The sequence below is a fragment of the Microbacterium aureliae genome, from assembly GCF_054780155.1.
The window spans coordinates 465,194-487,347 of record NZ_BAAGWW010000001.1 but is presented as its reverse complement, the minus strand read 5'-3'; the positions used below and the strand labels follow the sequence as shown (position 1 = coordinate 487,347).

Here is a 22,154-nt window from a genome sequence, read left to right as displayed (position 1 = left end):
CAGTGAGACTATGGCCGCGCCCGGTCGGTGTCGAGGACATCTGCAAGCGTTTGCGGATCCTCGTCCCCGGATTCGCGCCGTCCGCGCCCTCGCCCGAGGACGCGGCCCACGCCTGCGCCGGTGCGGCGGGCCGTTTCGGCGATGGCTCCGCCCACCGCCTCGCCGGCGCGTCGGATGCCGACGGCGGCGGCCGACTCGAGCCGCAGCGCGCCAGGGCGCGGTTCGAGATCGGGTGGCAGGGCCGCCGGAGCCGGCCCGAAGGCGCGGCGCGAGGCGACGAGCACCCGGCGCCCCAGGATGTGGTTGCCGGCGCCGCCCACGGCGGCGCCGACGCCGAAGGGCAGGGCCTTTCCGAGCAGCGACGCGCCGCCCTGCGCGGCGAACTGCCGGATGAACGCCGTCTTCAGCCGATCCACGAGCGGTCCCACGGCGGCGCGGGGGAGCGACTTCGTGACGAGCTCTCCCCAGTACCGGTCGCGGGTCTGCCCTTGGCCGGACGCCTGGCGCGCGAGCTGGCCCACGAGGTCGACGCCCTCCTTGCCGAGCATGAGGGTCAGCACGAGCGCGCGGGCGCGGTCGGGGTCGGCCACGGGGATGCCGTGGACCTCGGCGACGGACTGGGCGAACAGCGTCGTCGCCTCGAGGAAGCCGACGGTCTCCACGCCGCCGAGCGCCAGGGTGATGCCGGTGCCGATCCCCGGCACGACGGCGGTTGCGCCGACCGCGGCGCCGCCGGCGGTGACGGCGGCGAGGTAGCGCCGGTCGAGGATCCGGATGATGGTCTGCGGGTCGGCGTGCGGATGGCGCAGGCGGATGCTGCGCAGGTGCGCCACCACCACGGGGCGCTGGATCGCCAGCACGCGGTCGAGGACGCGGACGAGCGCGGGGTGCTCGACCGAGCCTGCGGGCGGAAGGCCGCCCTGCCAGGGGGCGTCCCCGGGCAGGGAGTGGATCCGGTGAACCTTGTCGGTCATCCCGCCGATCCTAGGATCGCGAGCTGATCGCGCCTCCGGGGTTGACGAACGTCACACGAACTGGTTCGCGCGTTCCAGGTCCTCGGCGAAGTCGACCTCGACGGCGTAGAGGTCCGAGATGTCGAGGGGAAGGATGCGCACGCCGTCCTCGGCGATGGCGAGCTCGAGACCGCGCTCGAAATAGTCCTGGTCGTCCACGCGCTGCAGCTGGCGGATGAAGGCCTTCTTGTCCCGCGACGAGATGTAGTTGATGCCCACGGCCTCGCCGATGCCGCCGCTGACGGTCTTGGACAGCTCGTCGATGTGACCGGCCTCGGTGACGGTGTACTTGACCTCTTCGTCGCTGACCTTCGCGGTGTTGACGGTCACGAAGGAGTGGTCCTGCTCGATGAGCGCGATGGCCCGGCCGAGGACCCGCGGGTCGAAGACGACGTCGCCGTTCATCCACAGCACGCCCGCGCGACCGGTGGTGGTGAGGGCGCGGACGAGGCTCTTGGACGTGTTGGTCTGGTCGTACCGGTCGTTGTAGACGTAGTCCACGTCGGGGAAGGCCTCGACGATCGTCTCGGCACGGTAGCCGACCACGGTGGTGATCTTCGCGTCGGTGCCGAACGCCGCACGGATGTTGTCGTGCTGCTGCTGCATGATGCTGCGACCGTCGCTCAGCTGCGTGAGCGGCTTGGGCAGGCTTCGGCCGAGTCGCGAGCCCATGCCGGCCGCGAGGATGACGGTCTGAAGAGTCACAGTGTTGCTCCTGGAGTGCGTGGTTAATCGTCGGTTCACCGAACAGACACCCCTTCGTGCCGGGGGACATGCTAGCGATCCCGCCTGGGAACCCGCAGGAAGCTGGACGACCGTTGCCTGTTCGTGATAAAGCGGCCGATGCGCCGGATTCGCTACCGGTGCCCGCGGCGGGCGCTTGATACGTTGGTGCGGTGACAGCGTCGCTTCCGGTTCCCCACGAAGCCGACCCGGCCGAGCCGGACGGCGCGCTGGCGAGCCCCCGCGTCGTGCGCCTGCCCGATCACCCCGGCCCGCCGCCGCCGCTGCCCTCCGAACTCGACGTGCCCCCGCGCCCGCCCCTGCCGCAGAACCCCGCCGCGGCGGCCGACGCGCCGCCGGAGCCGCGTGCGGATGACGAGGTGGGCCGGCTGCCGGACTCCTTCCCGCCCATCGAGCCGGACCTGAGCGCGCCCGTCCTGCAGCTGAGGGCGGTCACCAAGAGCTTCGGCGGTTCGCGCGCGGTCGAAGAGGTCGACCTGACGGTGCCGGCGGGCATCTTCTACGGCCTCGTCGGACCCAACGGCGCGGGCAAGACGACGACGCTGTCCATGATCGCGGGCCTCCTGCGACCCGATCACGGCAGCATCACCGTCGCGGGCGTCGACGCCATCGCGCGCCCGCTCGCGGCCAAGCGCATGATGGGCGTCCTGCCCGACCGGCTGCAGACGTTCGACCGTCTCACCGGGCGTCAGCTGCTGCACTACTACGGCGTGCTGCGGGGCCTCTCGCCGGCCGTCGTCGAGGCTCGCACCGTCGATCTCGCGCGCGCCTTCGATCTGACCGAGGCGCTCGGCCGCGTCGTGTCGGACTACTCCGCGGGCATGCTGAAGAAGGTGATGCTCGCCGGCGCGCTCATCCACTCTCCGAGGCTGCTGGTGCTCGACGAGCCGTTCGAAGCCGTCGACCCGGTCTCGAGCGCGGTCATCCTCGACATCCTGGCCACCTACGTCGCCCACGGCGGCACCGTCCTCCTCTCGAGCCACGGCATGGACCTCGTCGAGCGCGTCTGCACGCGCGTGGCGGTGATCGTCGCCGGTCAGGTCCTCGCCGAGGGGACCGTCGACGAGGTGCGCGGCGAGCTCACGCTGGAGCAGCGTTTCGTTCAGCTCGCGGGCGGCCTCAGCGACGTGGAGGGCCTGGAGTGGCTGCACACGTTCTCGGACTGAGGGTCGCGCTGCTGCTCGGCGCCCTGCGCGGCGGTGCCGCTCACGTCACGCGCGTCGTCATCGGCCTCACCTTCCTCGCGTTGGCGATCGTCTCGGGATGCTGGGCGCTGCTGTCGCTGCGCGACGACACGCCCATGGTCGCCTTGGCGGTGGTGGTGTTCGCCGGCTCCGCGGTCACCCTCGGCTTCGCCCTCGCGCCGCTCATGGGCGGAGCGGCGGACCCGATGGACCCGCGGCGATTCCGGCTGCTGGGCGTGCCGCCGCGCCGGCTGGCGCTCCTGCTGGTGGTCGCGGGCTTCGTGAGCGTGCCGGTGGCGGCCCTCACAGCGCTCGCCGTCAGCGCGGGCGTGACGTGGACCGCCCTCGGTGCGGCGACGGTGCCGGTCGCGACGGGGGTGATCCTCGGCATCCTGACGTGCGTCCTTCTCGCCCGGGTGTGCATGATCCTGGCGGCCATGGTGCTGTCCGGCAGGCGCTCGCGAGAGCTGTCGGGGCTGTTCGTCCTGGCGGTCGTCGTCGTGGTGGTGCCCGTGGGTGTGTTCCTGTCGTCGCTGGAGTGGGGCGGGTCCGTCCCGACCCAGCTGGTCGAAGCGGTGGACCTGCTCGCCCTCACCCCCCTCGGTGCCGCGTGGGCGTATCCGGCCCTCGAGGGGATGGGATCGCCGGATGCGGGACTGGCGCTGCTGGTCGCCCTCGGCACGGTCGCCGTCCTGGGTGCGCTGTGGGTGTGGCTGGTCCACCGCGTCCTCACGACCGCGGATCGGCCCGTGGTGGCCCGCGAGCGTGCGGGGCTCGGGTGGTTCGCCGTCGCGCCGGGGACCCCCGGCGGAGCGATCGCGGCACGGAGCCTGCTCTACTGGTTCCAGGACCGGCGCTACATCGCCAACGTCCTGGTGATCCCGGTGGCCGCGGCCGTCACGATGGTCCCGCTCCTCATCGCCGGGGTCCCGCTGGAACTCGTCGTGCTCGTCCCGGTTCCCTTCGCCGCGCTGTTCCTCGGCTGGCTGCCGCACAACGACCTCGCGTACGACTCCACGGCGGTGTGGATGCACATCGCCGGCGGCGTGCGCGGCATCTCGGACCGGCTGGGCCGCCTCGTCCCGGTGATCCTCATCGGCGTGCCGCTCCTGGCCGTGGCGATCCCCGTCGCCATCTCGCTGCACGGCCGGTGGGCGCTGCTTCCGGCGCTCGCGGGTGTGTGCACCGCGCTGTTCTTCGCGGGGCTGGGCCTGTCGAGCATCTCTTCGGCCCTCGCCCCGTACGCCGTCTCGCGCCCGGGCGAGAGCCCGTTCCAGCAGCCGCAGCGCACCGGCTCGTCGGGCGGCATCGCCCAGGCCCTGGTCCTGGCGGGCGCGATCGCGACGGCCGCTCCGGCGATCTGGCTCAGCTGGCGCGCCGTCACCGTCGACATCGCCGCCGCCGAGGACGCGCTGTGGGCCGGTGTCGTCGCGGGCGCCGGCGTGCTCGTGGCGGGCCTGGCGGTCGGGTCGCTCGTCTTCGAGCGTCGCGGCGGGCGGCTGATGGAGTTCGCCGAGTCCACGTGACCCGACCGCCGTGGGCGGCGCGCGACTACACTGTCACTCCATGAGCACCCCCCTCGACAGCCCGGATCAGGGCGGCCTGGCCACCCTCGACCGAGAGCTCGAAGAGCTCATCCGCGAAGAGAACATCGAGCCCGGAGATCACGAGCGCTTCTCGCACTACGTGAAGAAGGAGAAGATCCTCGAGTCGGCCATCACCGGCAAGCCGGTGCGCGCGCTGTGCGGCAAGAAGTGGACTCCGGGCCGCGATCCCGAGAAGTTCCCGGTGTGCCCCACGTGCAAGGAGATCTACCAGTCGCTCGGCGGCTGAGCGCAGCGGCGCCCGTCAGCCCGCGTCGCGGAAGACGGTGGGGATCGCCGGGTCCGACCGGCTGAGCGCCAGCGCCCGCACGGGCAGCTCCTCGCGCACCCGCGAATGGTGGGCGCGGGCCGCCTGCACGCCCGCCGGGCCGGTCGCCCCGGCATCCGCCTCGCCGCCCTCGACGAGCGCCACCTGCAGGGCACGGGCGTCCGGGTGGTCGGCCGCCGTGCCGAGGTCTTCGAAGCCGTCGGCGACGACGACGGTCTCGGCGACGGCGGTGCCGTGCTCGAGGGACCGGAACGCCGCCTTGCGCCCGCCCTTGGAGCCCTTGTCGGTCGAGGCCTTCGCCACGCCGACCCAGCCGCCGCCGGAATCCTGACGCGCCACGAGCTTGTACACCATGCCGGCCGTGGGCGCGCCGGATCCGGTGACGACCGACGTGCCGACGCCGTACGCGTCGACGGGGGATGCCGCCAGTGAGGCGATCGCGAACTCGTCCAGGTCGCTCGTCACGGTGATGCGCGTCGACGTCGCGCCCAGCTCGTCCAGCAGCGCCCGCACCTCGGCGGCCACCGTCGGCAGGTCTCCGGAGTCGATGCGCACCCCGCCCAGCGAGGTGCCGGCGACGCGGACGGCCGTCTCGACGCCGCGGCGGATGTCGTAGGTGTCCACCAGCAGCGTCGTGCCGGTGCCGAGGGCCTCGACCTGGGCGCGGAAGGCGTCCTCCTCGCTGTCGTGCAGGAGCGTCCACGAATGCGCGGCGGTCCCCATCGTCGGGATGCCCCACGTGCGGCCCGCCTCGAGGTTGCTGGTCGAGGTGAACCCGGCGATGAAGGCGGCGCGGGCGGCGGCGACCGCCGAGGACTCGCCGGCGCGCCGCGAGCCCATCTCGGCCAGCGGGCGGTCGCCGGCGGCGACGCTCATGCGCGCGGCGGCGGTCGCGACGGCGGAGTCGTGGTTCAGCACCGACAGTGCGAGGGTCTCCAGCACCACCGCCTCGGCGAAGGTGCCCTCGACGGTGAGGATCGGCGAGCCCGGGAAGTACAGCTCGCCCTCGCGATAGCCGGTGATCGACCCGGTGAAGCGGTAGTCCTCGAGGTAGGCCAGGGTCTCGGCATCCACCACCCGCTCGTCACGCAGGAAGCGCAGCTCGTCGTCGCCGAAGCGGAAGTCGCTCAGCAGGGACAGCAGGCGCCCCGTGCCGGCGACGACCCCGAAGCGGCGGGCGCCGGGCAGGCGGCGCCCGAACAGCTCGAAGACGCATCGCCGGTGCGCGGTGCCGTCCCGCAGGGCCGCGTCGAGCATCGTCAACTCGTAGCGATCGGTGAGCAGGGCGGAACTGCGGGCCGTCATGGGGCAAGCCTAAACGCCGCGGGGTGCCGGCACGCCCTGGCGTAGGCTGGTCGATCGTGAAGGATGCGCCCATCGGAATCTTCGACTCGGGTGTGGGCGGTCTGACCGTCGCGCGTGCGGTGTCCTCGCTGCTGCCGCGCGAGTCCCTGCTCTACATCGGCGACACGGCGCGCTCGCCGTACGGCCCCAAGCCCATCGCCGACGTCCGCCGCTACGCGCTGGAGGTGCTCGACACCCTCATCGACGAGGGCGTGAAGATGCTCGTCATCGCGTGCAACACCGCCTCGGCGGCCATGCTGCGCGACGCGCGGGAGCGCTACGACGTGCCGGTGGTCGAGGTGATCGGCCCCGCCGTCCGCACCGCCATCTCGACGACCCGCAACGGCCGGATCGGCGTGATCGGCACCGCGGGCACCATCGGGTCGGGGGTGTACCAGGACATGCTGGGCGTGAACGAGCGGCTGACGGTCTTCGCGCAGGCGTGCCCGCGCTTCGTGGAGTTCGTCGAGCGCGGCGTGACCGACACGCCCGAGGTGCTCGCCGTCGCCGAGGAGTACCTCGCGCCGCTGCGGGATGCCGGCGTGGACACGCTCGTCCTCGGCTGCACGCACTACCCGTTCCTCGAGGGGGCGATCAGCTACGTCATGGGACCCGACGTCAGCCTCGTCTCGAGCGACACCGAGACGGCCAAGGACGTCTACCGGCAGCTCGTCTCGCGGGATCTGCTGGCCGGACCCGGCGCCGTCCCCACCCACGTGTACGAAGCCACCGGCGACTCCGCCGAGGACTTCCTCGATCTCGCCCACCGGCTCATGGGACGCGAGGTGAGCACGGTCCGCCTCGTCCAGACCGGCGCCATCGACCTTCCCCGCTGAGACCGCACCCCGACAGGAGACCCATGACCGACACCGCCCGTGCCGACGGCCGCACCGCCGACGAGCTCCGCACCGTCACGATCGAGCGGGGCTGGAGCGCCCACGCCGAGGGATCGGCGCTCATCTCGTTCGGCGGCACCAAGGTGCTGTGCACCGCCTCGTTCACCAACGGCGTCCCGCGCTGGCTGACCGGCAAGGGCAAAGGGTGGGTCACGGCGGAGTACGCCATGCTTCCCCGCGCGACCAACTCGCGCAACGACCGCGAGAGCATGAAGGGCAGGATCGGCGGGCGCACCCACGAGATCTCGCGGCTCATCGGCCGCGCCCTCCGCGCGGTCGTGGACACCAAGGCACTCGGCGAGAACACCATCGTCATCGACTGCGACGTGCTGCAGGCCGACGGCGGCACCCGCACCGCCGCGATCACGGGCGCCTACGTCGCCCTCGCCGACGCGATCGAGTGGGGACGGCGCAAGAAGTTCATCGCGCAGAAGGCGGACGTGCTGTTCGACTCGGTCGCGGCGGTGTCGGTGGGGATCATCGACGGCGAGCCGATGCTCGACCTCGCCTACGTCGAGGACGTGCGCGCCGAGACCGACATGAACATCGTCGTCACCGGGCGGGGGCTCTTCGTCGAGGTGCAGGGGACCGCGGAGGGCGCCCCCTTCGACAAGCGCGAACTCGACGCGCTGCTGGAGCTCGGGGTCGCCGGCTGCGCGACCCTGCGCGAGCACCAGGTCGCCGCGCTCGCCGCAGAGGGGGAGTGATGGCCGAGGTCGTCGCCGGGATCGCCCAGATCGTCCTGGCCACCCACAACCCCCACAAGGTCGAGGAGTTCCAGGCGATCGTCACCGAGGTCCGCCCCGACCTGCAGGTGATCTCGTACGACGGCCCCGAGCCCGTCGAGGACGGCGTGACCTTCGCCGAGAACGCGCTCATCAAGGCGCGGGCAGCGGCCGCCCACACCGGCCTTCCGGCGCTCGCCGACGACTCGGGCATCTGCGTGGACGTCCTGGGAGGTGCACCCGGGGTCTTCTCCGCCTACTGGGCGGGACACGCGAAGGATGCCGGCGCGAACGTGGCTCTGCTGCTGGATCAGCTCTCCGACATCGCCGATCCGAACCGCACGGCGCGATTCGTCTCGACCATCGCGCTCGTCGTCCCCGGCGACGCCTCCCGCGAGGACGTCGTCGAGGGGGTGTGGCCGGGACGCCTCGCCCACGCCCCGGCCGGGGAGGGCGGCTTCGGCTACGACCCCGTCTTCATCCCCGAGGGGACCGAGCGCACCGTCGCCGAGTTCTCCGCGAGGGAGAAGAACGCCGAGTCCCATCGCGCCCGCGCGTTCGCCGCGCTCGCCCCCCTGCTCGAGGGTCTCTGACCTACCCTGGTCGCATGCACGACCACGCCCCGCGCGGGATCCGCGGCGCCGACAACCGGCGGCTGCTGACGGCATCCCTGGTCCTGACCGCCACGGTCATGGTCGTGCAGGTGATCGGGGCGGTGTTCACCGGCTCGCTGGCGCTCCTCGCCGACGCCGCGCACATGTTCGCCGACACCGCCGCGCTCGTCGTCGCGCTGGTGGCGAGCGTCGTGGCCGCGCGGCCGGCGAATGACCGGCGCACCTTCGGCTATCAGCGGGCCGAGGTGTTCGGGGCCCTCGTGAACGCGGTCATCCTCGTCGCGCTGTCGGTGTGGGTGGCCGCCGAGTCCGTCGGCCGGCTCGTCGACCCGGCCGGAGCCGACGTCGCGGGCGGTCCGATGCTCGTCGTCGCCGTCGTCGGGCTCGTCGCCAACGCGATCTCGCTGTGGCTGCTGAGCGCCGCGCAGCGGCGGAGCATCAACGTCCGCGGTGCGTACCTCGAGGTGCTCGGCGACCTGCTCGGGTCGATCGCGGTGATCGTCGCGGCGGTCGTGATCCTCGTCAGCGGCTGGATGCCGGCCGATGCGATCGCCTCGCTGCTCATCGCGGCGATGATCGTGCCGCGCGCGCTGGTGCTGCTGCGCGAGGTCGCCTCGGTGCTGACCGAATCCGCGCCGGCGGGAACGCACGTGCGCGAGATCCGCGAGCACATCCTCGCCACGCCCGGCGTCGTCGCCGCCCACGACGTCCACGTGTGGCAGCTGACGCGAGGCGCGCCGGTGTTCACCGCGCACGTCGTCGTCGAGGACGCTGCGCTCGCGGACGGCCGGGCCGCCGGCATCCTGAGTCGTCTGCAGAACTGCCTGTCGGACCACTTCGACGTCGAGCACTCGACCTTCCAGCTCGAGCCCGCGGGCCACGTGGAGCACGACGCCCACGCGTGAGGGGTCTCAGGACTCGCGGACGACCTCGTCGGGCGTCTTGTCCGGGCGCAGGCCCCGCCAGCGCGCGTGACGCAGGATGCTGCCTGGAGTGAACTCCGCGAACTCCACCTCGCCGACCAGCTCGGGGCGGACCCACACGGCGTCCCGCGCGTCGAGCGACGGCACGTCGGCGAGGGGCGAGCGGTCGGTGCGCAGGGGAGCCAGGGCCTGCTGCAGGGCGGTCAGCGCGCGGTCGCTGAAGCCCGTCCCCACCCGGCCGGCGTAGCGGAGCGTCCCCTCGGCATCCGGGATGCCGACCAGCAGCGAACCGAACGTCCCGGCGCGCCCGCCGCGGCCCGGCCGCATGCCCGCGATCACCACCTCCTGGGTGCGGGTGTGCTTGACCTTCAGCCACGACTCGGAGCGCCGCCCGCTCTCGTAGCGCCCGGCGGGATCCTTCACGACCACCCCCTCCAGCCGCAGCCGCTCGCTGGTCTCGAGCGCGGCGTCGAGGTCGTCGAAGACCGGCGGCAGCGACACCGCGGGGACCGTCGCGGCGGCCAGGCGCTCGAGCTCCTCGCGGCGTTCGCGCAGCGGCAGCGCCGTGAGGTCCCGGTCGCCGCGCGCGAGAATGTCGAAGAGGTAGTAGCGCACGGGCGTGCGCGCGGCCTCGCGCGCGATGTCGGCCGGCCGCTCGAGGTTCATGCGGGTCTGCAGCAGCGGGAAGCTCGGCCTGCCGTCGGGTTCGAGCGCGACGAGCTCGCCGTCGATGACCGCCGGGGTTTCGCCGAACCCGACGTCGGTGGCCGTGAGCTCGGGGTAGCGGTGGGTGAGCTCGTTGCCGCTGCGCGCGAACAGGCGCAGGCGCGCGCCGTCCCACACCCCGATGGCGCGGATGCCGTCCCACTTCGCCTCCGCCCACGTTCCGCCGTCGGTGCGCGCCCAGCGCTCCGCCGCGATCCGCGCGAGCGCCGGCGTGGCAGCGGTGGCGAGCATGGGGCGCGTGGTGCCGGAGGGCGGGGTGCGCTTCGTCTCGCTGCGCTCGCTCAGCGACCGGGGAGGGGAGGGGGTGCGCCTTGTCTCGCTGCGCTCGCTCAGCGACCGGGGGGAGGGAGGGTGGGGGACGACGGGGGCGGCGTCGGGCTGAGGGCGGCCGGCGGCATCCGTCTTCATGCGGTGCAGCAGCCACGAGGACTTCTCGCCTTCGCCGGCCGTGCGGATGAGCGCGAGCCGGACGCGGCCGAGGGGGCCGCCGGGCCGGCCCTCAAGGGTCGCGATGACCTCGTCGTCGCGCCACTTCTCGAGTTCGTAGTGTCCGGCATCCCAGATCGTGACCGTCCCTCCGCCGTATTCGCCCGCCGGGATGGTCCCCTCGAACGTGGCGTAGCTCATCGGGTGGTCCTCGGTCATGATCGCGAGGCTGTTGCGCCGCGGGGTCGGCGGGACCCCGCGGGGGACGGCCCAGCTGACGAGCACGCCGTCCCGTTCGAGCCGGAAGTCCCAGTGCAGGCGGCTGGCGTGGTGCTCCTGGATGACGAAGATCGGGGCGTCCCCGGCGGGCGCGTCCGCGGCCGGGTGCTCGGGCACCGGCTCGGGGGTCCGGGCCGCACTGCGCTTGGCGATGTACGGCGCGAGGGGCCCGTCCGCGTCACGTGATCCCGCCGCCGCGGCTTCGCCGAGTGCGGCGAGGGGGTCTCCGGATGCCGCGCGCCCGAGCACCTCGTCGAAGGTGAGGTGGCGAAGCCCGGGGTCAGCAAGTTCCTGCCACGTGCGGGGGGCGGCGACGGCGGGGTGCGACCGGCCGCGCAGCGAGTATGGCGCGATCGTCGTCTTGGCGCCGTTGTTCTGGCTCCAGTCGATGAGGACGCGCCCGGCACGCTCGGTCTTCTTCATGCTGCTGACGACCAGGTCGGGATGATCGGCTTCGATGGCGCGCGCGAGCTCCTTCGCGAGGGCGCTCGCCTGCTCGCTGGAGTGGCCAGGCGGGAGCGCGGCGTAGAGGTGGATGCCCTTGCTGCCGCTCGTGACCGGGAACGGCTCCAGCCCCATGTCGCTGAGGATCGTCCGGGCCCACTCCGCCACGACCGCGCACTCGGCGAGGCCCGTGCCGGGACCGGGGTCGAGGTCCAGCACCAGGCGATCGGCGTCGCCGCGCTCGCCACCGGCGGTGAAGCGCCACTGGGGCACGTGCAGCTCGAGGCTGGCGACCTGGGCGAGGTAGACGAGGGTGGCGACGTCCTCGACGAGCGGATAGTGCTTCGTACCGCTCGAGTGCGGGATCGGCATCCGGGGCACCCACGCCGGCGCGCCCGGCTCGAGGTCCTTGGCGAAGAAGACCGGTTCGGGATGGTCGTCGGTGCCGACGCCCTCGACCCAGCGCTTGCGGGTGACGGGGCGGCCGGCGATGTGGGGCAGGAGCACGGGTGCGATGCGGGTGTAGTACTCGATCACCTCGCCCTTGGTGGTGCCGGTGGCCGGATACATCACCTTGTCGAGATTGGTGACCCGCAGGCGGCGGCCGCCGACGCTCACGAGCTGATCGGCCGATCCTTTCGCGCGCGCGGAGCCCATCCGCCCATCCTGCCGTGCGCGGCGCCCGCGGGCACCGGGGTAGCCGCGGATGCTGTGACAGGTGTGTACTGGTGTGATGAGGGCGATCTGGAAGGGCGCGCTGACCTTCGGGCTCGTGAACGTGCCGGTGAAGGTGTACTCCGCGACCGAGGATCACGACGTGCCGCTGCACCAGGTGCACAGCGCGGACGGCGGGCGCATCCGCTACCAGCGCATCTGCGAGATCGACGGCGAAGTCGTCCCGTACAGCGACATCGACCGGGCGTACGACGACGGTGAGAAGACGGTCGTGCTGACGAAGGAGGACCTCGCGTCGCTGCCGGCCGAGCGCAGCCGCGAGATCGATGTCGTGGAGTTCGTCCCCAGCGACCAGGTGGACCTGCTGACGCTCGACCGGGCGTACTACCTCGAACCCGACTCGGCCTCGCCGAAGGCGTACGTGCTGCTTCGCAAGACGCTCGAGCAGACCGACCGGACGGCGATCGTACGGTTCTCGCTGCGCCAGAAGACGCGGCTGGCCGCGCTGCGCGTGCGGGGGGATGTCCTCGTGCTGCAGACGCTGCTGTGGGCCGACGAGGTCCGCGAGGCCGCCTTCCCGTCGTTGGACGAGCCGGTGCGCATCTCGGCGAAGGAGCTGGAGCTGTCGGCCTCGCTCGTCGAGAGCTTCGCGAGCGACTTCGACCCGTCGGAGTTCGCCGACGAGTACCAGCAGGAGCTCCGCACCCTCATCGAGGCCAAGCTCGAGAAGGGCGACGCGGTCGACACCGCCGAGACCTTCGGCGAGCAGGAGGAGGCGGAGCACGGCGGCGAGGTCATCGACCTGATGGCGGCGCTCCGCGCCAGCGTCGAGCGTTCCCGCGCGGCGCGAGCGGGGTCCGGCGGCTCCGGCAAGGGCGACTCTGTGACGGATGCCGGGGGTGCGGCATCCGCGAAGAACGACAAGCCCAAGAGTTCCACGACCGAGAAGAAGCCCGCCGCCAAGAGCACGAGCAAGCCGGCCGCGAAGAAGTCGACGGCCGACAAGCCCGCCGCGAAGAAGAAGACCGCGAAGGCCTCGTAGCGCCCGCTCAGCCCTGGTCGGGGCGGCGCTCGCCGCCGTCCTCGCGCGGCGCGGGGTGCTGTGCGCCGCGCTCGAGGACCTCGGGGTCGAGGACGAGCTGGCGTGCCTCGATCGCGTCGGTGACGACGTCCTCGCCGGCTGCTTCGGCCTTGCGCGCCTTGCGGCGCTCGGCGAAGTAGTGCCACACCACGAAGATGACCGTGCCCGCCACGGCGGCCAGCAGGATGACGTCGATGTATTCGGCGACGAACTCGCCGACGAAGGGGATGAACCCGATGCCGTAGCCGATCATGGTGAGCCCAAAGCCCCAGATGACCGCGCCGATGAAGTTGTAGAGGCTGTAGCGGCGCCACGGCATGTGGCCGACGCCGGCGGCGACGGGGGCGAAGGTGCGCACGATCGGCACGAAGCGCGCGAGGATGATCGTGAGGCCCCCGTAGCGCTCGAAGAAGGCGTTCGTGCGCTCGACGTTACGGCGGCTGAAGACGCCGGATTCCTTGCGCTCGAACACGGCGGGGCCGCCCTTGTGGCCGATGAGGTAACCGACCTCGCCGCCGACGAAGGCGGACAGGCCGATGAGGAGCGCCACGATCCACGCGCTCACGCCGAAGACGCCGTTCGGGGCATCGGCGATGGGGTGCGAGAGCAGCCCCGCCATGATCAGCAGGGTGTCGCCGGGCAGCAGGAAGCCGACCAGCAGGCCGGTCTCGGCGAAGACGATGAAGCACACCACCAGCAGCGCCCACGGGCCGGCGGCGGCGATGATCGCGGCGGGGTCGAGCCAGGGGATGAGGGCTATGGACTGCAAGGGCGGCGGTTCCCGTCGGTCGTGGGCTTCTTTGCGGATGACGCGTCCGGAAACGGCGACGCACCGTGCGGAAGGTGGGACTTGAACCCACACGCCCGAAGGCACAGGAACCTAAATCCTGCGTGTCTGCCGATTTCACCACTCCCGCGAGGTGAGTCGATTCTACGTGTCCACGCAACCTGCGATCGGGGACGGCGCCGCGGTCAGATCGCTGATTCCATGTCTACTTCCGGAGGCCCCGAATCTCGCGCACGAAGATCCAGATCAGCCACAGGCCTCCGGTGATGAGAGTCAGGATCACGTCGAGCAGGAACTTGCCGAAGCCGTACTTGTTGGTGTCGCGGGCCATTTCGATTGTCCTCCTGGTCGCCGGAATGCGGCATCGGTCGAGCGGTTCTAGGAATCTACGGCGAACGCGAACGGCTGTGGATAACTTGCGGGCCGCGCGGTCCGCTCTTGCGAGGATGCTCGGGTGACCCCGCCCGCCGCCTCCCGCGCGTCCGTCGCCGCGCCCCGCGCCTTCGACGACGCGGCGACGGTCGCCGTCGTGGAGCGCGTCCGCGAGCGGCTGCGGGGGGAGGGAGCCGATCCCGCGCGGGATCCGGAGCTCGCCGCCCACATCGCCCGTGCCGAGGTGCGCCGCCACAACGACTACGCCCTGGCGCGGGGTCTGGCGCCCGTCGACGACGAGTCGGCGTGCGTGCGCGAGGTGCTCGCTGCGGTGGCCGGCTACGGACCCCTGCAGGCCTACCTCGACGATCCCACCGTCGAGGAGCTCTGGATAAACGCCCCGGACCGTATCTTCGTCGCCCGCGCCGGGGTGTCCGAGCGGCTGCCGCTGACACTGAGCGAGTCGGCCGTCCGGGATCTCGTCGAGCGGATGCTGCACGCGACGGGCCGCCGCGTCGACCTGAGTCAGCCCTTCGTCGACGCCTCGCTCCCCGACGGCAGTCGTCTGCACGTCGTCATCCCCGACATCACCCGCCGGCACTGGGCGGTCAACGTCCGGAAGTTCCTGCCGGCCTTCCGCGACCTGGAGCGGCTGGTGGCCGCGGGCTCCCTTCCCGCCGACGTCGCGCGGCTGCTCGCCGACGCGATGGCCGGCGGGCGCAGCATCCTGGTCTCGGGCGCCACCCATGCCGGGAAGACCACGATGCTCGCGGCGCTCATCGCCGCCGCGCCGCCGGATCACCGCGTGGTGACCGTCGAGGAGACCTTCGAGCTGGCGGTGGCCGCGCCGGACCTCGTCGCGCTGCAGGGGCGTCAGCCGAGCCTGGAGGGCACCGGGGAGGTGTCGCTGCGGCGCCTCGTGAAAGAGGCGCTGCGCATGCGTCCCGACCGCCTCGTGGTCGGCGAGGTGCGCGACGCCGAGGCGCTGGACCTGCTCCTCGCCCTCAATACCGGCGTGCCGGGCGCCGCGACGATCCACGCCAACTCGGCACGCGAGGCGCTCGGCAAGCTCGCGGCGCTGCCGCTCCTGGCCGGCCGCAACATCGACGCCGGCTTCGTCCTGCCCGCCGTGGCGTCTTCGGTGGATCTCGTGGTGCACTGCGAGCGGACGGCGTCCGGATTCCGCCGCGTCGCCGAGATCGTCGAGCCCGACGGGGTCGACGGGGCGGCGGTGACCGCCCGCACGCTCTACCGGGCGGGCCGGCCGTGACGTATCTGTGGGGCGCGACGCTGGCCGCCGGCATCCTGCTGGCAGTCTCGCCGTGGCTCTGGCCCGTCGACCCGCGTCGGCCCCGACCCGTCGAGGCCGCCTCGCGCCTGTCGCGGCTGCTCGCCGCAGCGGGGCTCTCCCGGGTGCGCGGGCGCACCGTGGTCGCGCTGGCCGTCGCCGCCGGGATCGTCGTCGCGGCGTCGGCGTGGCTCGTGACGACGGTCACCGCGCTGGCGGTCCTCGCGGGGATCGCCGCTGCGGCCGCTCCCTTCGCGTGGCTGCGTGCGCGCGCGTCGCGGCTGCAGCGGCGGCGGCGCGGACTGTGGCCCGACGTGTGCGACCTGCTCATCGCCTCGGTGCGCGCGGGCATGTCCCTGCCGGATGCCGTGGCCGCCCTCGGCGCGTCGGCGCCCGCCGAGCTGCGACCGCCGTTCGCCGCGTTCGGCCGCGATGTCGCGGCATCCGGGCATTTCGATTCGAGCATCCGCGCGCTCAAGGACCGGCTCGCCGACCCGGTCGCCGACCGCATCGTCGAGACGCTGCGGATGGCGCGGCAGGTCGGCGGAACCGAGCTCACCCCCGTGCTGCGGGCGCTGGCGACCTCGGTGCGCGCCGACGCGATGCTGCGGGCCGAGGTCGAGGCGCGGCAGTCGTGGATCCGCGGCGCCGCGGTCCTCGGCGTGTCGGCGCCGTGGGTGATCCTCGCGCTCCTCGCGCTGCGCCCCGAGGGTGCGAGCGCCTACTCGACGCCCGAGGGTGCGGCGCTCGTCGTCGGGGGCGCGGCGGTGTCCGTGGTCGCCTTCCGCGTGATGCTGCGGCTGGGTCGGCTGCCGGAGCCGCGGCGGTGGTTCGGGTGAGCGCGCTGGAACCGGCCGGGGGACTGGACGCCGCTGCCCTCGCCGTCGTTCTCGGGACGTCGCTGGCGGTCGGCGTGGCGCTGCTGGTGTCCCTCGCGCCGCGGTGGTGGGCGCCGTCGCTGTCGCGGCGGATCGCCCCCTACATCCGCGACATCACCGACCCGGCGGGGACCTCGCTGATCCGCCCGGCCGGCTTCGGACCGCTGGACGTCCGGGATGCCGTCCGAGGGCTGCTCGCGCGCGGCGGGTCGCTGCTGTCGGGGTCGGCCGCGGTGCAGCGGCGCCTGCGGCAGGCGGGCCGCGACGAGACGGCCGAGGCCTTCCGTGCGCGGCAGCTCGCGTGGGCGCTGCTCGGCGTCGTGACAGGCGGCGTCGCATCCGTGGTCCTGGCGGTGACGACGGGATCGCCCGCGACGGTGTGGCTGCTGCCGCTGGTCGGGGGAGTCGCCGGTGTCGCCGGGTGCGACATGCTGCTCACGCGCGCCGCTCGTGCCCGCATCGGCCGGATCGAGGAGGAGCTGCCCACGGTCCTGGAGTTCCTCGCGCTGTGCCTGTCGGCCGGCGAGGGGATCCTTGATTCGCTGCGTCGTGTCAGCGAGGTCGGCGCGGGCGAGCTGACCGCCGAGATCCGCGGCGTGGTCGTGGCCGTCGGCACCGGCTCCCCGCTGCCCGACGCGCTGACGCGGCTGGGCGCAGACCTCGAGATCCCCGCCCTGGCGCGGACGGTCGATCAGCTCGTGGCGGCGATCGAACGCGGCGCTCCGCTCGCCCACGTGCTGCACAGTCAGGCCGGCGATGCGCGCGAGGCGGCCAAGCGCGCGCTCATCGAGGGCGCGGGCCGCCGCGAGATCTACATGCTCGTACCCCTGGTCTTCCTCATCCTGCCCCTCAGCGTGCTGTTCGCGGTGTTCCCCGGGATCTTCATGCTGCGACTGGGCGTCGGCTGACCGAAACTCACGGAAGGAAACTGCGATGACAGCGAACCCGATGGCAGTGACGAGAGTGATCCGCACCGCGGTGGGACGGCTGGTCCGCCGGTGCCGGTACGAGATCGGCGACCTCGCCGCCGACGAGCGCGGCGATGTGCCGGGATGGGTGCTCATCACCCTCATGACGGCGGGGCTCGTCGTGGTGATCTGGGCGCTGGCAGGTCCCGCGCTGGCGGGGCTCTTCGAGCAGGCGATCAGTCGCGTCTCGGGCTTCTGAGTGTGAGGCGGATGCCGGTGCGCACCGCCCGCGGGGGTGCGGATGACCGCGGTTCGGCGGCGGTGGAGTTCGTGCTCGTCGGCCTGCTGCTGACCGTCCTCACCCTGGGGGTGCTGCAGCTCGGCCTGGCCGTCTACATCCGCAACGTGGTGCACGATGCCGCCGTGGACGGGGCGTTCCACGGCGCGCTCGCCGACACCACGCCCGCCGAGGGCGCCGAGCGGACGCGGCAGATCATCGCGCGGACCGTCGGCGGCGACTACGCGCGAGACGTGCGCGCGGGTCTCACCGACCGTCTGGGCGCGCCCGCGGTCGAGGTGACCGTGCGCACCACGCTGCCCCTCGTCGGTCTGCTCGGTGTGCCCCGCGCGCTGGAGGTGAGTGCCTATGCCCCCCGCGAGACACTGGAGTGAACCGGGCGATGACCGGGGCTCGGCAGCGCTGGAGTTCATCCTCGTCGGGCTGATCCTGCTGGTTCCGCTGGTCTACCTCGTCACCGTCCTGGGGATCGTCCAGGGGCAGGCCCTCGGGGCCGAGGCGGGCGCCCGCCACCTCGCCCGCACCATCGCGACCTCCAGCGGCGCCTCGGACGCGCGCGAGCGTTCCAATCGCGTCGTGGACTCCGTCGTCGCCCAGTACGGGCTCGATCCGGCGGCGGTCGGCGTGCAGCTCGAGTGCCGCCCGGCAGGGACGCCGTGCCCCGCAGCCGGGGCGACCCTGACGGTGACGGTGTCCTCACGCGTCCGCCTTCCCCTGGTGCCCGAGGTCCTGGGGTGGGAGCGCGCCGTCGCGGTGCCGATCGAGGCGACGGCCGTGCAGCGGGTGTCGCGGTTCTGGAGCGCGCCGTGACGCCCGGCATCCGGCGGATCGTCCGTGGCCGCCTCCGCGCGGCGACCACGCGGGACGACGAGGACGGCAGCGTGCTCATCCTCACCCTCGGCTACGCGGCTCTCGCCCTGGTCGCGGTGCTCGTGTGCGTGGATGCGACGAGCCTGTACCTCGCGCAGAAGCGTCTCGACTCGGTGGCGGATGCCGCGGCCCTCGCCGCCGCGGACTCGTTCACCCTCACGGTCTCGGGCGGGGCGCCGGTTGCACGCCTCGACGACGTGGGCGTGCGTGCGCAGGCGGGCCTGCTGGTGGAGTCGATCGACCCCGCCGTCCGCCTCACGGCGGCGGGGACGCCCGACGGCGTGTCCGCCCGTGTGACCGTCGCCACCGCGTGGCGGCCCCCGGTGCTGACGCTCTTCGTCCCGGACGGCGTGCCGCTGCAGTCCACCGCGACGAGCCGCACCGCCCTGCGCTGAGCGGTGACTACACCTCGATGCGCTGCCGCGCCTCGGGGAACCCGAGCGTGTTCGGCGCGGAGCCCGAGTCGGAGCTCAGGTGTCCGCTCACGCCTGGGCGGCCTGCTCGGCCTTCGCCGCGGCGACCTGCGCGTGCACGTCGGTCATGTCCAGGCCCTTCACGGCGTCGATGACCTGCTCGAGCTGCGGTGCGGCGAGGGCGCCGGGCTGCGAGAAGACGAGCACGCCCTCGCGGAACGCCATGAGGGTCGGGATCGACGTGATCCGGAACCCGGCGGCGAGCTGCTGCTGCGCCTCGGTGTCGATCTTGCCGAAGACGATGTCGTCGTGCGCCTCGGACGCCTTCTCGAAGACCGGGCCGAAGGCGCGGCACGGTCCGCACCATGCCGCCCAGAAGTCCAGCAGCACGATGTCGCCGTCTTCGATGGTCTGGGCGATGTTGTCGATGGTGATCTCACGGGTGCTCATGGCATCCACTATACCCCAGGGGGTATAGTGGGGCATCGTTCGCCTCCTCCTTCCCGAAAGGCCCCCATGCGCATCCGCTCCGCTCTCGCCTCCGTCGCCGTTCTCGCCGCCCTCGGCCTGGGGCTGGCGTCCTGCTCCTCGGCCCCCGCGGCGGCGCGGATCGAGGTCACCGAGCGGACCGTGGTCGTGGACGTGCGCACCGACATGGAGTACGCCTCGGGCCACCTCGACGGCGCCGTGAACGTCAACCTGCAATCGGGCAGCTTCGAATCCGACATCGCGCAGTTCGACCCCGAGGGCGAGTACGTCGTCTACTGCCGCAGCGGCAACCGCTCGGCCCAGGCCGTCCAGATCATGGAGGCGGCCGGCTTCGACGACGTCACGGATGCCGGTGGCATCGACCGCGCCGCGGCGGCGACCGGGCTGCCGATCGTCAAGGACTGATCGCCCGCGCCCCGATCACTCGCGACCCGGCACGAACCGGGGCACCCAGCGCAGGAACGCCCCGGCGCCCAGCAGGGCGACCGCGCCCATGACGCCTGCCGCGACCGACAGCGAGAAGGCGGCGGCGACGGCCGAGACCACCAGCGGCGCCGCGGCGCCGCCCGCGTCGGTGAGCGTCCGCCACGAGCCGAGGAACGGCGCGGGGTCGTCCTTGGGGGCGACGTCGGCGCCGAGGGTCAGCAGGATACCGCTGGACAGCCCGTTGCCCACGCCGAGCACGGCCGCGAACATCGCGAACCACATCGCCGACTGATCGAGGTCGTGCGTGACCGACAGCGCCGCGAAGCCGGCGCCCATCAGGAGCATCGCCGGCAGTGCGGCCCACAGCCGGCCGAAGCGGTCCATCACCTGGCCGCTGGCGTAGAACAGGGCGAAGTCGATCGCCCCCGAGATCCCGACGACGAGGGCGATGGTCTGCGCGTCGAGCCCGATGGACACGCCCCACAGCGGAAGCACCACCTGCCGCGCCGAGCGCACGGCGGACAGGGATGCCGCGGCCACGCCGAGCCGCGCGAGCACGCCGCGGTGGCGGCGCATGGTGGCGAACACCCCCGCCCGCCCGACGGTCCGCACCGAGCCGGTGACCGGCTCGCCGGTGTCTTCGGCGAGGGTCTCGTCGGCCGCGGGGGAGCCCGGCGACGCAGGCGCCCGGCGCGCGTCCTGCGCCGCGGCGGCGGCCTCGGGGTCGGGGCCGGCGAGGACGAGGACGACGGTGGCGATGAGGCACACGCCGAAGAACCAGATTGCGGCGGATTCGACCCCGAACGCGAAAAGCAGCGCGGCGGCGACGAACGGCCCGACGAACATCCCCAGCCGGAACGAGCCGCCCAGCAGCGACAGCGCCCGGGCGCGGAAGGCCGGCGGGACGCGCGTGGTCATGAACGAGTGGCGCGCCAGGCCGAAGCCGGCCGCGCTGAACCCGATGACGAACACCGAGATCGCGAGGACGCCGAGGACGGGCGCCAGCGCCATCCCGGCCACGCCCGCGAGGGCCAGGATCCCGGCGCCGGCCATCGTGAACCGCTCGCCGAGCCGGGCGACGGCCCACCCGGCGGGAAGATTGCCGGCCAGCTGGCCGACCACGAGTGCCGAGGCCACGAGCGCGGCCGTCGCCACGTCGGCGCCGAGCCGCGCGGCGATGACGGGGATCAGCGGGATGACCGCGCCCTCGCCGAGGGCGAACAGCACGGTGGGGGCGTAGACCATCGGGCCGAAACCCCACAGCACGTCCCGAGCGCGAAGGGAGCGGTCGGCCACCGCATCCACGTTAGTCTGGAGTGTCATGCTCGAGCTCGATCTTTCCGCCGACATCCAGGCCCTGCGTTCCACCTTCTCCGACATCCAGGCGGTGGTGGACGTCGACGCGCTTCAGGCCGAGATCGCCCGCCTCAGCGAAGAGGCCGGTGCCCCCGACCTCTGGGACGACGTCGAGAAGGCGCAGAAGGTCACCAGCGCCCTCAGCCACCGGCAGGCCGAGTACAAGCGCATCGCCGAGATCGAGCAGCGACTCGACGACCTCGAGGTGCTCGTGGAGCTCGCCGTCGAGATGGAGGACGAGGACTCCGCCGACGAGGCCCGCAAGGAGCTCGCCGAGCTCGAGGACGTCATCGGGCAGCTCGAGGTGCAGACGCTCCTGGACGGCGAGTTCGACGAGCGCTCCGCCGTCGTCACGATCCGCTCGGGCGCGGGCGGCGACGACGCCACCGACTTCGCCGAGATGCTGCTGCGCATGTACCTGCGCTGGGCCGAGCGTCACAAGTACCCCGTCAAGGTGATGGACACCTCGTACGCCGAGGGCGCGGGCATCAAGTCCGCCACCTTCGAGGTCGACGCCCCCTACGCCTACGGCACCCTGTCGGTCGAGGCCGGCACGCACCGCCTCGCGCGCATCAGCCCCTTCGGCTCGGCCGACAAGCGTCAGACGAGCTTCGCGGCGGTCGAGGTCATCCCCGTCATGGAAGAGGCCGTCGAGGTCGAGATCCCCGAGAACGACCTGCGCGTGGACGTCTTCCGCTCCTCGGGCCCGGGCGGCCAGTCGGTGAACACGACCGACTCGGCGGTGCGCCTGACCCACCTTCCGACCGGCATCGTCGTCTCGATGCAGAACGAGAAGTCGCAGATCCAGAACCGCGCCGCCGCGATGCGGGTCCTCCAGACCCGCCTGCTGCTGCTCAAGCGCGAAGAGGAGGCGGCCAAGAAGAAGGAGCTCGCCGGTGTCATCACCGCGAGCTGGGGCGACCAGATGCGCTCGTACTTCCTGTACGGCCAGCAGCTGGTGAAGGACCTGCGCACCGGCCACGAGGTCGGCAACCCCGCCACCGTCTTCGACGGCGATCTGGACGGCTTCATCGCGGCCGGCATCCGCTGGCGCAAGCGCAAGGACGACGACTGATCGCCTGACACCGGATGCCGGGCCCGCGGGTGTCGCGGAACATCCCCG

Annotated in this window: 25 protein-coding genes and 1 tRNA gene; 17 read left to right on the top strand and 9 right to left on the bottom strand. The window is 72.6% G+C overall.

Annotated elements, in window-relative coordinates; translation table 11 throughout:
- Nucleotides 1-8: 8 nt before the first annotated feature.
- Nucleotides 9-974 (bottom strand): hypothetical protein, encoded by a 966-nt coding sequence (locus ACYVF4_RS02440; protein WP_460719385.1) that lies wholly within the window; start codon nt 972-974, stop codon nt 9-11.
- Nucleotides 975-1,025: 51 nt separating this feature from the next.
- A complete protein-coding gene (locus tag ACYVF4_RS02435) occupies nt 1,026-1,718 on the bottom strand; it encodes a phosphocholine cytidylyltransferase family protein (protein ID WP_460719383.1) in 693 nt (230 codons plus the stop codon).
- A 191-nt stretch (nt 1,719-1,909) separates the two neighbouring features.
- Here ACYVF4_RS02435 and ACYVF4_RS02430 point away from each other — a divergent pair, with 191 nt between their 5' ends.
- Genes ACYVF4_RS02430 through ACYVF4_RS02420 form a run of 3 tightly spaced genes read left to right on the top strand, consistent with a single transcriptional unit; the run spans nt 1,910 to nt 4,774 of the window.
- Nucleotides 1,910-2,923, top strand: a complete 1,014-nt coding sequence (locus ACYVF4_RS02430; protein ID WP_460719381.1) for an ABC transporter ATP-binding protein — start codon at nt 1,910-1,912, stop codon at nt 2,921-2,923.
- A complete protein-coding gene (locus ACYVF4_RS02425; protein WP_460719379.1) occupies nt 2,899-4,467 on the top strand; it encodes a hypothetical protein in 1,569 nt (522 codons plus the stop codon). Before ACYVF4_RS02430 ends, ACYVF4_RS02425 begins: the two co-directional genes overlap by 25 nt.
- A gap of 40 nt (nt 4,468-4,507) precedes the next feature.
- Nucleotides 4,508-4,774, top strand: a complete 267-nt coding sequence (locus ACYVF4_RS02420) for a DUF3039 domain-containing protein (RefSeq protein ID WP_460719377.1) — start codon at nt 4,508-4,510, stop codon at nt 4,772-4,774.
- Between the two features lie 15 nt (nt 4,775-4,789).
- Here ACYVF4_RS02420 and ACYVF4_RS02415 read toward each other — a convergent pair whose 3' ends face one another.
- Nucleotides 4,790-6,118 (bottom strand): nicotinate phosphoribosyltransferase, encoded by a 1,329-nt coding sequence (locus tag ACYVF4_RS02415; protein WP_460719375.1) that lies wholly within the window; start codon nt 6,116-6,118, stop codon nt 4,790-4,792.
- Between the two features lie 56 nt (nt 6,119-6,174).
- Between ACYVF4_RS02415 and murI the strand changes: the two genes are divergently transcribed.
- Genes murI through ACYVF4_RS02395 form a run of 4 tightly spaced genes read left to right on the top strand, consistent with a single transcriptional unit; the run spans nt 6,175 to nt 9,297 of the window.
- A complete protein-coding gene (murI, locus tag ACYVF4_RS02410; protein WP_460719373.1) occupies nt 6,175-6,993 on the top strand; it encodes a glutamate racemase in 819 nt (272 codons plus the stop codon).
- A gap of 23 nt (nt 6,994-7,016) precedes the next feature.
- On the top strand, nt 7,017-7,760 hold the full coding sequence (rph, locus tag ACYVF4_RS02405) for a ribonuclease PH (RefSeq protein ID WP_460719371.1): 744 nt from the start codon (nt 7,017-7,019) through the stop codon (nt 7,758-7,760).
- Complete coding sequence (gene rdgB, locus ACYVF4_RS02400; RefSeq protein ID WP_460719369.1) at nt 7,760-8,371, top strand: RdgB/HAM1 family non-canonical purine NTP pyrophosphatase; 612 nt, start codon at nt 7,760-7,762, stop codon at nt 8,369-8,371. Before rph ends, rdgB begins: the two co-directional genes overlap by 1 nt.
- 14 nt (nt 8,372-8,385) lie before the next feature.
- Nucleotides 8,386-9,297: a cation diffusion facilitator family transporter gene (locus ACYVF4_RS02395; RefSeq protein WP_460719367.1), complete on the top strand. Its 912-nt coding sequence runs from the start codon at nt 8,386-8,388 to the stop codon at nt 9,295-9,297.
- A gap of 6 nt (nt 9,298-9,303) precedes the next feature.
- On the opposite strand, the gene ACYVF4_RS02390 is transcribed toward ACYVF4_RS02395, so the two are convergent.
- Complete coding sequence (locus ACYVF4_RS02390; RefSeq protein WP_460719365.1) at nt 9,304-11,847, bottom strand: ATP-dependent DNA ligase; 2,544 nt, start codon at nt 11,845-11,847, stop codon at nt 9,304-9,306.
- 76 nt (nt 11,848-11,923) lie between these two features.
- Here ACYVF4_RS02390 and ku point away from each other — a divergent pair, with 76 nt between their 5' ends.
- Nucleotides 11,924-12,907 (top strand): non-homologous end joining protein Ku, encoded by a 984-nt coding sequence (gene ku, locus ACYVF4_RS02385; RefSeq protein ID WP_460719363.1) that lies wholly within the window; start codon nt 11,924-11,926, stop codon nt 12,905-12,907.
- Between the two features lie 7 nt (nt 12,908-12,914).
- Here ku and ACYVF4_RS02380 read toward each other — a convergent pair whose 3' ends face one another.
- The 3 genes from ACYVF4_RS02380 to ACYVF4_RS02370 form a co-directional block, all read right to left on the bottom strand.
- Nucleotides 12,915-13,715, bottom strand: a complete 801-nt coding sequence (locus ACYVF4_RS02380) for a DedA family protein (RefSeq protein ID WP_460719361.1) — start codon at nt 13,713-13,715, stop codon at nt 12,915-12,917.
- Between the two features lie 66 nt (nt 13,716-13,781).
- A tRNA-Leu gene (locus tag ACYVF4_RS02375) sits at nt 13,782-13,863 on the bottom strand.
- Between the two features lie 75 nt (nt 13,864-13,938).
- Entirely contained in the window at nt 13,939-14,064 is a 126-nt protein-coding gene (locus tag ACYVF4_RS02370; RefSeq protein ID WP_460719359.1) for a hypothetical protein, read from the bottom strand.
- A 198-nt stretch (nt 14,065-14,262) separates the two neighbouring features.
- Here ACYVF4_RS02370 and ACYVF4_RS02365 point away from each other — a divergent pair, with 198 nt between their 5' ends.
- The 7 genes from ACYVF4_RS02365 to ACYVF4_RS02335 are packed head-to-tail and all read left to right on the top strand — an operon-like array spanning nt 14,263 to nt 18,742.
- Nucleotides 14,263-15,375: a CpaF family protein gene (locus ACYVF4_RS02365; RefSeq protein WP_460720729.1), complete on the top strand. Its 1,113-nt coding sequence runs from the start codon at nt 14,263-14,265 to the stop codon at nt 15,373-15,375.
- Complete coding sequence (locus ACYVF4_RS02360) at nt 15,372-16,232, top strand: type II secretion system F family protein (RefSeq protein WP_460719357.1); 861 nt, start codon at nt 15,372-15,374, stop codon at nt 16,230-16,232. The genes ACYVF4_RS02365 and ACYVF4_RS02360 overlap by 4 nt, the downstream gene beginning before the upstream one ends.
- Nucleotides 16,229-17,179 (top strand): type II secretion system F family protein, encoded by a 951-nt coding sequence (locus ACYVF4_RS02355; RefSeq protein WP_460719355.1) that lies wholly within the window; start codon nt 16,229-16,231, stop codon nt 17,177-17,179. The genes ACYVF4_RS02360 and ACYVF4_RS02355 overlap by 4 nt, the downstream gene beginning before the upstream one ends.
- 40 nt (nt 17,180-17,219) lie before the next feature.
- Entirely contained in the window at nt 17,220-17,438 is a 219-nt protein-coding gene (locus tag ACYVF4_RS02350) for a hypothetical protein (RefSeq protein ID WP_460720727.1), read from the top strand.
- A gap of 11 nt (nt 17,439-17,449) precedes the next feature.
- Nucleotides 17,450-17,851, top strand: a complete 402-nt coding sequence (locus tag ACYVF4_RS02345; RefSeq protein WP_460719353.1) for a TadE/TadG family type IV pilus assembly protein — start codon at nt 17,450-17,452, stop codon at nt 17,849-17,851.
- Nucleotides 17,826-18,287, top strand: a complete 462-nt coding sequence (locus tag ACYVF4_RS02340; RefSeq protein WP_460719351.1) for a TadE family protein — start codon at nt 17,826-17,828, stop codon at nt 18,285-18,287. The genes ACYVF4_RS02345 and ACYVF4_RS02340 overlap by 26 nt, the downstream gene beginning before the upstream one ends.
- Nucleotides 18,284-18,742 carry a pilus assembly protein TadG-related protein gene (locus tag ACYVF4_RS02335; protein ID WP_460719349.1) on the top strand — a complete coding sequence of 153 codons (459 nt, stop codon included), beginning with the start codon at nt 18,284-18,286 and terminating at the stop codon, nt 18,740-18,742. The genes ACYVF4_RS02340 and ACYVF4_RS02335 overlap by 4 nt, the downstream gene beginning before the upstream one ends.
- Nucleotides 18,743-18,829: 87 nt before the next feature.
- Here ACYVF4_RS02335 and trxA read toward each other — a convergent pair whose 3' ends face one another.
- Nucleotides 18,830-19,210 (bottom strand): thioredoxin, encoded by a 381-nt coding sequence (trxA, locus tag ACYVF4_RS02330; RefSeq protein ID WP_460719347.1) that lies wholly within the window; start codon nt 19,208-19,210, stop codon nt 18,830-18,832.
- A 66-nt stretch (nt 19,211-19,276) separates the two neighbouring features.
- On the opposite strand from trxA, the gene ACYVF4_RS02325 reads away from it, so the two are divergent.
- The gene (locus ACYVF4_RS02325; RefSeq protein WP_460719345.1) at nt 19,277-19,654 is read left to right on the top strand and encodes a rhodanese-like domain-containing protein; all 378 of its coding nucleotides are present in this window, start codon (nt 19,277-19,279) and stop codon (nt 19,652-19,654) included.
- A gap of 15 nt (nt 19,655-19,669) precedes the next feature.
- Here ACYVF4_RS02325 and ACYVF4_RS02320 read toward each other — a convergent pair whose 3' ends face one another.
- Nucleotides 19,670-20,998, bottom strand: coding sequence for an MFS transporter (locus tag ACYVF4_RS02320; protein WP_460719343.1), 1,329 nt, complete (start codon nt 20,996-20,998; stop codon nt 19,670-19,672).
- On the opposite strand from ACYVF4_RS02320, the gene prfB reads away from it, so the two are divergent.
- A complete protein-coding gene (prfB, locus tag ACYVF4_RS02315; protein ID WP_460719341.1) occupies nt 20,997-22,106 on the top strand; it encodes a peptide chain release factor 2 in 1,110 nt (369 codons plus the stop codon). The genes ACYVF4_RS02320 and prfB overlap by 2 nt on opposite strands.
- The last annotated feature ends 48 nt before the right edge of the window (nt 22,107-22,154 follow it).